Source organism: Acidiferrobacterales bacterium (assembly GCA_028820695.1).
Classification (GTDB): Bacteria; Pseudomonadota; Gammaproteobacteria; order Arenicellales; family JAJDZL01; genus JAJDZL01.
Genome location: JAPPIB010000053.1, coordinates 1 through 10621, shown reverse-complemented (window position 1 = coordinate 10621; position 10621 = coordinate 1). Strand labels below are relative to the sequence as shown.

Sequence of the window (10621 nt, the reverse complement as noted above, 5' to 3'; positions counted from 1 at the left end):
ATACCGGCAGGGCTTTTCTTGTTTTTGACTTGTCTAAAGAGATTTCAGGGGGGTGACGGCGGTCCGGATACAGGCTCGATTGGCCCATATTGACAACAGGTTGAACTGATCCCGACGGGCACCAGCTTTCTGCGGCCAATGTCGAGTCAATCATGGCCCGGGAATGTCAAAATTGAAGCCGGGAGCGCTATCTCTCAGGTTGAACCAATGCGTCATCCGGTTCGCGGATGACCGGGCGGACCTGCGTTTCCGGGTCAGGCAGATGTATGATCGGTTCCGGAGTTCCATCGGCAAACTGCACCCACATTGGTTCTCTCAACACCCGCCCTTTCTCGTCAACCGCCATCGTTGACGTAATGCCGTGATGTCTTGCATTGGGATTCCGACGCAGCGTATCCAGACGGGGAATCAGGTTGTAGGTGTCGACCCCCATCGCATAGATTCGATTAAGGCCGGCTGACAGGGCGTGTTCAGAGCTTAGTTTCTTTCGCAGGGTACGTGCCGTATCGCCTTGATCCACCAGCCAATTCATGTCAGCAAAACGTATTCCATCGAGGTCCTGATCGGCTATCTTGTCAACCTCACCGCTGAAGATTCGACTCGTAGCATAGACGGGCACATCATGCGCCTTCAGAAAATCGATATGTGGCTTGATCAGTTGTCCATGCAGATGATCAGAACTGAGAAAGATACAGTCCACATCCTGTCGCCGCCTGGGTATGAACTTCATCCCGCGTCCCAGTTCATTGCGCAAGTCGCGGTAGCGCTGTACGCTTTCGTCGATATTGAACACTTCCCTGATCGTGTCAGAATAGTCATCGAGCCCCTGTTCGAATACCTTGCTCTGAATCACCACACCACCGAGCCGTCCCCACTCCGTTCTGAATGCTTCGGTTGCCCGCTTCGACCAGTTTGAGGGCGATTCGAGAATCAGTGCAGTTGTATGTCCATCCTGTCTCGCCCGCTGTGCGGCGATCACGCCATCGTGTTCCGGTGCCAGTGCGAACTGATAGACTTCTTGTGGCAGGGAGGTCTCGTCGACGACTCCAAGAAGCAGGGTCGGTACGATGAAATTCCCGATACGCGTCACCTCCTCAACATAACTGGTACCGAGAGGGCCAACGACAAAATCCGCCCCATTGAACAGGGCTTGGAAATGGTGCTGGTTTATGTGACGGGGATCACTTCCGATATCAATGAAAGTCAGTATGGGTTTGTCAGGGCTGGTATCGGCGGAATGCTGAGCATTGAATCCGTCCATAAAGGCTTGTACCGCACGTCTGCTCTGCGACGACAATGGAAGAAGCACCCCGATGTTGGAGTAGGAGAGGTTGTCCGAGTAGATTCCCGACTCGATCAGCTGATTCGCCTGATGGTCCGGATGGCCGGCAATCCAGTAGTCCAGAGCATTGCGCATCAAGTGAGGGTCGTACCGAGCCAGGTTGATGTCATATGCAAGCAGTGTCCACAGGCGCACGTTCGTCAAGTCACTGTCATTCAGTGCCGTGATCAGATCATCAAAAGACACCATGCTGAGTAACTGCCAAATCTGATGCCCGATCTGAAGACGCTCATCTTCGCTCGACAGCATGCCGTAGAGTCGCACCAGTTCCTGGAAAAGGAGAATTTGATCTCCCAGATAGGACGCGGAATGAACTCTCAGCCGGGCAATCCGCAATGCCTGCTCCGGTTGCAGGTCCGACCGCTTCGAAATCCTGTTCAATTGCCTGAATGCAGACCTGTGCCGATCGTTGAACTGGCGGGTGCGCGCCTGGAAGATTTCAAACTCCACCTGTTCCGATTCACCGAGCGCATTGCGATCGAGCAGGTTGATGATCGAGTCTGCCTGTGAGGCATTGTTCTGCGTCAGCAGAATATGCGCTGCCTCGATGAGTTTCATGTTGCGGTCCGGCCCGGAAGTTTGCGCCTGATTGATCAGCTCCCACGCCGAGTATTCGATTTCCGGCTCGATCACCTCTGCAACAGCGTCTTGCGATGGAAAATCAATCAGTGCTGGAAGCTCGTCGGCGGAAGATGCTGTCGAAGGGGAATCCGCAATAACTGTAGCTGTATCGGTGGGTGATGCTGAACTGGCCGGTGCCGTTGTGCTCTCTTCCACACAGCCCGATAGCAACAGGCACAGTCCACCAATCGACGCGCTGAGGAATGTTCTTGCGGACACGGTAAGTATGAAATTCATGCGATTGGGCTGACAATGTCAGATGGAATCAGCATAATAAACTGAGAACTGCACAATCTGGTTGCAAGATTATAACTTGATCATTATCCAATGAATACTGCGGGGACACTCTATGTCGTTGCCACACCGATCGGCAACCTGGAGGACATCACGATCAGAGCGATCAGAATTCTCAAGGAAGTGGACCTGATCGCAGCCGAAGATACGCGCCATAGCCGGAAACTTCTGCATAGGTATGGGATTTCGACAAGAATGATCGCATTTCATCAGCACAATCAGACAAGTCAGACCAACCGTGTTATCGAACTCCTTGCAAGAGGCAAGAGTATCGCCTTGATCAGTGATGCAGGCACTCCATTGATTTCCGACCCGGGTCAGGCGTTGGTCGAGGCATCGCACGCAGGTGGTGTTTCAGTTGTCCCGGTCCCCGGTGCAAGTGCATTGACCTGTGCACTGTCGGCTTTTGGCGTATCTTTGGACAACCTGATTTTTGCCGGCTTTCTTCCAGCCAGACAGGCGGACCGCCGCGCCCGGTTGAACCAGCTTCGCGCACACCGCGGCACGATAGTTTTCTATGAGGCGCCCCACAGAATCTTGCGCTCCGTCGAGGACATGCGAATGGTTTTCGGAGCGAGCTGTGAAGCGTGCATCGCGCGCGAAATGACAAAGATTCACGAAGCGATTCGAAGAGATACTCTGGACGGACTGGTCAACTGGGTGACGTCGATGCCGAGTAACCAAAAAGGTGAGTTCGTCATAGCGATCGTCAGTGTCGGACCGCCGGCAGACGACAATGAGGAAAAGACCGATCACATGCTGAATGTCCTGATGGGCGAGATGTCGGCCAGCAAGTCGGCGCAGGTGGCATCCCGCCTGCGCGGAGTCAGCCGCAACGCATTGTACCGTCGTGCGCTTGAGCTCAAGGACGACAGTGCCGACAGATAGCTGCCTTTTTTTAATTCGCATCACCTGTGCCGGGTCGCTGTCGCAGTCAGGAACTTTTGTACAGTCAGGCATGTCTCGATGAGTGTTTTTTTGCCAAGCGTACGGCTATATGAGATCTCGTTGATGTACAATGACCGTGCTCAAGAAGAGAGTCGGTCGGGCAGTCGCTTGGCAGTGTCGTCAGCACAGTGTGCTGACCGCCTGTCGGGAGGAAAGTCCGGGCTCCTAGGGCAGGGTGCCAGGTAATACCTGGGCGGTGTGAACCGACGGAAAGTGCCACAGAAAATATACCGCCTGAGATGTCATTCCCGTCAGGGATTGACGCCGAGGGTAAGGGTGAAATGGTGCGGTAAGAGCGCACCGCGCTGGCGGCAACGGCAACGGCAGGGTAAACCCCACCTGGAGCAAGACCAAATAGAAATCTGTGAACGCGGCCCGCGTTGGATTTGGGTAGGTTGCTGGAGATTTTCAGTGATGGAAATCCTAGATGAATGGCTGCCGACGATCATCTGATCGTACAGAACCCGGCTTACAGACCGACTCTTTTCGTTATTCCATGCGAGTATCCGATTGTTCTGAGTTCGCCCGCCTTTGCATTTCCAACCAACGTTTTTCCCGATCAAATGTGAATGGGTGTGTAGTATTATTTTCTGTTTCGTGAATTGGATACTGCAGCCAGAATCATGGCACTTGCGTATCGTGCGCATTTGAACGTGAAAATGGTCATTCATCCTGAACGATTCAATTAGGAGACATTAGTTGTGTTGAAAGTGAAAAGCGACATTGAGATCGCTAGAGAAGCGTCGCTGAAGCCAGTCGGAGAAATTGCACAGCGTCTGGATATCCCAGCTGCCTCAATGATTCCATACGGTCACACCAAGGCCAAGGTTGACCTGGACTTCATTGATTCCCTGTCGAGCCGACAAGATGGAAAGCTGATACTGGTTACCGCGATCACACCAACCCCGGCCGGTGAGGGCAAGACAACCACTACAGTCGGTTTGGGCGATGGTCTGAATCGGATTGGCGTCAATGCAATGGTCTGTTTGCGGGAGCCCAGTCTGGGACCGTGCTTCGGAATGAAGGGTGGCGCGGCTGGCGGTGGCTATGCCCAGGTTGTGCCAATGGAAGATATCAACCTGCATTTTACCGGAGACTTTCACGCCATCGGAACTGCGCACAACCTTCTTTCAGCACTTGTTGACAACTCAATTTACTGGGGTTCCGATGTTGGATTGGACAGCCGTCGGGTAGCGTGGCGCCGGGTGGTTGACATGAACGATCGTGCCTTGCGCCAGGTTGTATGCTCACTCGGGGGCGTGTCAAACGGGTTTGCCAGGGAGAGCGGTTTTGACATTACCGTCGCGAGTGAAATCATGGCGATATTCTGCCTGGCGGAAAATCTGCAGGACCTCGAGAGGAGACTGGGCAATATCATTGTCGGGTATCGCCGCGATCGATCGTCAGTCGCAGCCCGGGAATTGAACGGCCATGGCCCGATGACTGTACTGCTCAAGGATGCCTTCGCACCGAATCTGGTTCAGACATTGGAAAACAATCCTGCATTTGTTCACGGCGGACCGTTTGCAAATATCGCTCATGGCTGCAATTCAGTGGTGGCGACAAAGGCCGCACTCAAGTTGACTGACTACGTCATCACTGAGGCGGGATTCGGTGCTGACCTGGGTGCGCAGAAGTTCTTCGATATCAAGTGTCGCACATCGGGCCTTGAGCCCTCAGCGGTTGTCGTTGTAGCGACGATCCGGGCACTGAAAATGCACGGCGGTGTCTCCAGGACTGAGCTTGGCATCGAGAATGTCGCGGCTGTTGAGGCGGGATGCGTGAACCTTGAGAAGCATCTCGAAAATGTAGCCAAATACGGATTGCCGGCGATTGTGGCAATCAACCGTTTCGTTTCAGATACAGATGCTGAGGTGGAAGTGGTTCGAAACAGTTGCGAGACTTTGGGTGCGAACGTGGCCGAATGCACACACTGGTCTGACGGCGGGGCGGGTACCGAGGCGCTCGCACACAGAGTCGTCGAACTGGCGGATTCAGGAACCGGATCATTCAAGCCTCTGTACCCGAATGAACTTTCACTCGCAGACAAGATCCGCACCACCGCACAACAGATCTATGGCGCGGCAGATATCGCGATCGACAGCAAAGCCGCTGCCTACCTCAAGCAGCTGGAAAGCGACGGTTTCGCTCACCTGCCGGTCTGTATGGCCAAAACGCAGTATAGTTTTTCAGTCGATCCGACTGCTTTAGGCGCCCCCAAGGGCCATATTGTACCGATCCGCGAAGTTCGCCTGCTTGCAGGCGCAGGGTTTGTGGTGGCCATCTGCGGCGATATCATGACAATGCCCGGATTGCCCAGGGTGCCAGCCGCGAATGCGATTCGACTGGGTAACAATGGTCAGATCGAAGGTTTGTTCTGATCGAATTGCGGGTCTCGCGACACCAATCCACACCGAATATGCCGTGCATGTCCTTCCGCACAGGTTGGTGTCGGATGTCTGACTGATGGCGATCCGGACACTGGACCGCAAGCAGTTGCAAGCGGCCCCCTTTCATCCCCGCCTTTTCGGCTTCAATGGTGCCGTTACAAGCGAGCACTATCTGGCAGCAGGTGCCGGAGCGGATGTGCTCAAGTCGGGTGGGAACGCAGTCGATGCGACGGTAGCCGCGGTTCTGGTTGAAGGTGTGGTCAATCCGCATCAGCACACGATCGGTGGCGAATGCCCCATGCTGATCCAGATGGCCGATCAAGCCGAGCCGATCGTTGTCAATGGCAATACCGTGGCACCCGCCTCAGCGACAGTCGGGAATTACATGAAGCGGGGATACACCGACGTGCCGGATACCGGAATCCTGGCAGCCGGAGTCCCGGCCGCACTTGGTGCCTGTACCACAGCATTGGAGAATTTCGGCACCATGTCCTTCAGCGATGTCTGCGGTCATGCCCTTGACACTGCCAAAGGTTTTCCCTTGCATCGCGGACTGTTGTTCATGCCGGACTTCGGTGTCCGCGACAACGCGGCCCTGATTCGCAGCGAATGGCCGAATACGGCGGCCGTCTATCTGCCCGATGATGAATTGCCGAATCCCGGTCAGTTGATCGAGAATTGCGCATTGGCGGATGTCTTCCAGACACTGATGTCCGCGGAACGGGTTGCCGGCGGGACACGCGAGAATGGAATTGCGGCGGCACGAAAGGCGTTTTATTCAGGCGACATCGCGTCTGAGATCGCCAGACATTCCAGGGCGCGCGATGGATTCCTTTCGCAGGACGACATGCAGGCGTTTGTGACCAGAATCGAATCGCCTGTATCGATCGACTTCGATCACGTTCGCACCTACAAGTGCGGACCCTGGAACCAAGGACCGGCATTGTTGCAGGCGCTGTCGATCCTCAAGAACTTTCCACTCGCTGATATGGGGCATAATTCGACTGAGTATCTCCACACGGTGATAGAAGCTGTCAAGCTTGCCTTCGCGGATCGCGAGCAGTGGTATGGCGATCCCGAATTCGTCAAGGTGCCGATTGAGGGACTGCTCAGCGACGAATACGGCGCTCTGCGTGCCAAACTGATAGACTCTTCCACCGCAGGCGATCAGATCGTTCCGGGTGATCCGAACAGGCAGATGGCTGCCTTGACGGTAGAGGAACGAATCGGCGGCAAGTCCTGGGGCCACGGCACCGTCCACGTTGATGCGATTGATCGGCACGGAACCATGGTTGCAGCCACGCCCAGCGGTGGATGGCTCAAGTCTTCCGAACTTGTCAAATCACTGGGAGTGCCTTTGGGAAACAGGCTGATGACGTTTTACCTCGCGCCGGATCATCATCCAGGTGTCATCGCACCTTTCAAGCAGCCGCGAACGACCATCAGTCCGACGTTGGTTCACAGAGCCGGTCAACCATGGATGGTGTATGGCAGCATGGGCGGTGACCAACAGGATCAGTGGATGCTGCAGTTCCTGCTCAATAAGGTGGTATTCGACATGACCATTGCCCAGGCGATCGAGGCACCGAAGTTTTCGAGTCACCACTTTCCCGGTTACTTCGCACCGCACGAGTTTCAAAACAGGCTTGTCGCGATCGAGGAGGGTGTCGGCGAGGACGTTCTGACCTCACTTCAATCGCGTGGACACGCGATACAGCCGCGACCGGATTGGACCGAAGGCTATCTTCTTGCGATCGAAAGGGATCCGCAAACCGGGTTGCTCGAGGCAGGTTGTGACCCGCGCGGTGCAAAGGGTGATGTATTTCCTGCCGCGGCTTATTGTTGGTAGGTGAAAGCGGTTGATTCTAGCTGACTGACGGGTCGAACCTGTCTAGTCGGGAACCGGGACGTTGTGCTGGTTGCAAGCTGCCTTCAGCGCATTTTGCAACAGGCACGCGATTGTCATCGGCCCGACTCCGCCCGGGACCGGTGTGATCGCTCCGGCTATCTTTTCCGCTTCAGCAAAATCGACATCGCCTACCAGTTGCATCTTCCCGGATTCATGCTTGATGCGATTGATTCCAACATCGATGACTGTTGCACCGGGCTTTACCCAATGGCCCTTGATGATGTGCGCTTTTCCGACTGCCGAGACCAGAATGTCTGCCTGACTGCATACTGTCTCCAAGTCGCGTGTTCTGGAATGGGCGACAGTGACGGTGCAATTTTCCTTGAGCAGCAAGGTTGCAAGGGGTTTTCCGACAATGTTGGAACGACCGACAATGACAGCATTCATTCCGTTCAGGTCCATCTCACAGGACTTCAGCAATTGAATGCAGCCGAGTGGCGTGCACGGCACCAATGCATCCATACCGATAGTCAGCAGTCCGACATTCTGCGCATGAAACCCATCGACGTCTTTCTGCGGCAGAACTGAACCGATCACCAATTCAGCGTTGATGTGATCAGGCAGCGGCAACTGAACCAGAATTCCATGAACGAGAGGATCGCAATTCAATCTCTCAATCAGGTCAAGGAGTTCATTTTCAGTGACACCTGAAGCCAATTTGTTGTGAAAGGAGTTCATCCCGGCCTGTGCCGTCTGAATGATTTTGTTTCGAACATAAACCTGGCTGGCGTCACTGTCGCCAACCAGTACCACAGCCAGTCCCGGGATAAGACCATGCTCTGTCTTCACTAGATTCACCTTTTCGGCCACGCTCTGTCTCAGATTTGCCGCAAGCGCTTTGCCGTCAATCAATTTTGCCATTTGCCACCCTAATCGAAATGCAGTTTGAACCGGAAATTTAGCGAATTATATACTTGGCTGATTCGGATCATTGCGGCGCACGAAGCCAGTGCGCATCTGGTATTGCCCTCGGTCACAAACATGTGAGACCGGGCAGTATCCCTGCCGAAGGACGTAGTCCGAAGGGAATGACACCGCCGCGCCAATACAAATCGGGCAGCATGGTGCGAATTGCCAGACAATCGCACAGCCGGCTGCCCGATGCAAACAATACATCCGCAACCGGGATTTTACCGCGTCTTGAAAGCGGCTCACCGACTTTCGGGAAACGCGAGGCTTCATCTTGAATCGAGAGGTCTGGCGCTGTTCGTCGTGCACGGTGTAAATACATACAGCATTTGCGAATCTGTTCAACAAAAGATGACACATCAGGCTGCGAAACCAATTCATCAGACGGCTGTTGGCCTGATCTAAAGGATCAGAAAAGCCTGGTATGCCGTCTCACTGCATTCGCTCACCGATGGGATGAGGGATTCAGGTATCATCTGTCAATTACAACCTGAAAACATGAATCAGCACCCACAGTCCACCCATAGCCTGCCCATCGTCGGCGTCATGGGGTCAGGTCGTACACAATTCGAAAGTCAGGCAACCCCGCTCGGTCGCTGGCTGGCGACGATTGACGTGCACCTCCTCACAGGTGGCGGTTGTGGCGTGATGCTGTCAGTCAGCCGTGCGTTTGCTGAAACCGAAGCACGCAAGGGATCGGTTATCGGCGTCATACCCGGGCAGTTTGATGAGGGCAGCAAAACCTATGCCGCATCCGCCGGTTATCCCAATCGCTATGTCGAGATTCCGATATACACACATTTGCCGTACTCGGGCGACCAGGGCAAGGATCAACTATCCCGTAACCACATCAATGTATTGAGTTCCGATGTCATCGTGGTATTGCCAGGACGGTCGGGAACAGCGGCAGAGGCTGAACTGGCAGTGATTTATAATAAGCCCGTCGTCGCATGGCTGGACAATCAATCGCAGATCACGAATCTGCATCCACAGGTGCCGCTGGTCGGCGATCTGGAACAGGTAAAAGAGTTCGTCACCCGCCAGGTTCGAAAATTCAATGGATGATCTGAAGCGTTCACTTCTGAACGTCTTTACCTGCAGTGACCTCAACCGTATGGTCAGCCGACGTAAGGATGACGAGCAACTCACTTCGCTTCAGGCTTCGGCGTCCGCCCGCTTTGTGCTGTTCCACCAAGATCAGTTTTTCATGTCGGAAAATCCCAGCCCCGCACCCGTACTGGTGACTTCGGACGGCATCAGCGCTCTGCATTGCTCGGTCGAGAACAGCATTTATCTCGGATGCCGGGAAAAGCATCACTATTTCGCATTGGACATCGGTGACACCGCGAGCCTGGACAGGGATTGGTTGGGCAACGGTCAGTTCGCGGGACTTCGAGAGCAAGGGTACAGCCTCAAGGCTGAGGACGCGACACTTGTTTCATATGCGAAGGCGATGTTCCACTGGCACCGGGCGCACGGGTTTTGCGGTGAATGTGGTTCGGCAACCGTGTCGGTCCAGGGTGGACATTGCCGGCAGTGTGTGCAATCACAGTGCGCGAAAATGCATTTCCCGAGAACCGATCCGGCGATTATTGTTGCCGTGACAAATAACAGTGAATGTCTTTTTGGAAGGCAGAAAGCGTGGCCGCAATTCAGATATTCAGTCATCGCAGGCTTTGTTGAACCAGGTGAGAGCGTCGAACAGGCGGTGGTGCGTGAGGTTCTGGAAGAAACCGATATCACACTCGATACCGTCGACTATCATTCCTCCCAGCCATGGCCGTTTCCCGGATCAATCATGCTGGGTTTCACTGCGACCGCGTCGAGCTATGAGATCCGGCTGAACGATGGAGAACTGCAGGATGCCATCTGGCGTAGCGTCGATGACGTCGTAGACGGACTGGCTTCGGGCGAGTTTCGCGTCCCTCCGCGCCTTTCCATCGCCTATCGCCTGGTCGAGGATTGGTTTGATGAGCACTCGCCGCGCACTCTGTCCGACGTGTTGAATGATCTGCGAATCGTGCGCTCGTGGTAGTCAGCGAGGATCGCATCGGGACACGGTGCCGTACACCTGGTCTCATTCACGGTCAATGTCACATCTTTGGACACCCCGTCAGGTCAGCCTCTTTCGCTCACTGCTTCCTTTCCCTTGCTTCCCTGAAATCGCGTTAGAGCATTATTTTCGCATCAACAGCCCGATTCTGGCGT

The 10621-nt window shown here is 54.5% G+C and carries 7 protein-coding genes and 1 other RNA gene; 6 read left to right on the top strand and 2 right to left on the bottom strand.

Annotation, left to right across the window (positions count from 1 at the left end; genetic code table 11):
- Nucleotides 1-187 precede the first annotated feature (187 nt).
- The gene (locus OXI60_10415) at nt 188-2200 is read right to left on the bottom strand and encodes a penicillin-binding protein activator (GenBank protein ID MDE0310227.1); all 2013 of its coding nucleotides are present in this window, start codon (nt 2198-2200) and stop codon (nt 188-190) included.
- Between the two features lie 90 nt (nt 2201-2290).
- On the opposite strand from OXI60_10415, the gene rsmI reads away from it, so the two are divergent.
- The 4 genes from rsmI to OXI60_10395 all read left to right on the top strand — a co-directional run bounded on the left by rsmI (nt 2291) and on the right by OXI60_10395 (nt 7444).
- Nucleotides 2291-3145: a 16S rRNA (cytidine(1402)-2'-O)-methyltransferase gene (rsmI, locus tag OXI60_10410; GenBank protein ID MDE0310226.1), complete on the top strand. Its 855-nt coding sequence runs from the start codon at nt 2291-2293 to the stop codon at nt 3143-3145.
- A gap of 148 nt (nt 3146-3293) precedes the next feature.
- Nucleotides 3294-3693, top strand: an RNA gene (rnpB, locus tag OXI60_10405) — RNase P RNA component class A.
- 213 nt (nt 3694-3906) lie between these two features.
- On the top strand, nt 3907-5586 hold the full coding sequence (locus tag OXI60_10400; protein ID MDE0310225.1) for a formate--tetrahydrofolate ligase: 1680 nt from the start codon (nt 3907-3909) through the stop codon (nt 5584-5586).
- Nucleotides 5587-5671: 85 nt separating this feature from the next.
- A complete protein-coding gene (locus OXI60_10395) occupies nt 5672-7444 on the top strand; it encodes a gamma-glutamyltransferase family protein (protein ID MDE0310224.1) in 1773 nt (590 codons plus the stop codon).
- A 42-nt stretch (nt 7445-7486) separates the two neighbouring features.
- On the opposite strand, the gene folD is transcribed toward OXI60_10395, so the two are convergent.
- Complete coding sequence (gene folD, locus OXI60_10390) at nt 7487-8365, bottom strand: bifunctional methylenetetrahydrofolate dehydrogenase/methenyltetrahydrofolate cyclohydrolase FolD (protein ID MDE0310223.1); 879 nt, start codon at nt 8363-8365, stop codon at nt 7487-7489.
- A gap of 546 nt (nt 8366-8911) precedes the next feature.
- On the opposite strand from folD, the gene OXI60_10385 reads away from it, so the two are divergent.
- Together OXI60_10385 and nudC are read left to right on the top strand one after the other, a co-directional pair.
- A complete protein-coding gene (locus tag OXI60_10385; protein ID MDE0310222.1) occupies nt 8912-9478 on the top strand; it encodes a hypothetical protein in 567 nt (188 codons plus the stop codon).
- Nucleotides 9471-10448, top strand: coding sequence for an NAD(+) diphosphatase (nudC, locus tag OXI60_10380; protein MDE0310221.1), 978 nt, complete (start codon nt 9471-9473; stop codon nt 10446-10448). The genes OXI60_10385 and nudC overlap by 8 nt, the downstream gene beginning before the upstream one ends.
- Nucleotides 10449-10621 lie beyond the last annotated feature (173 nt).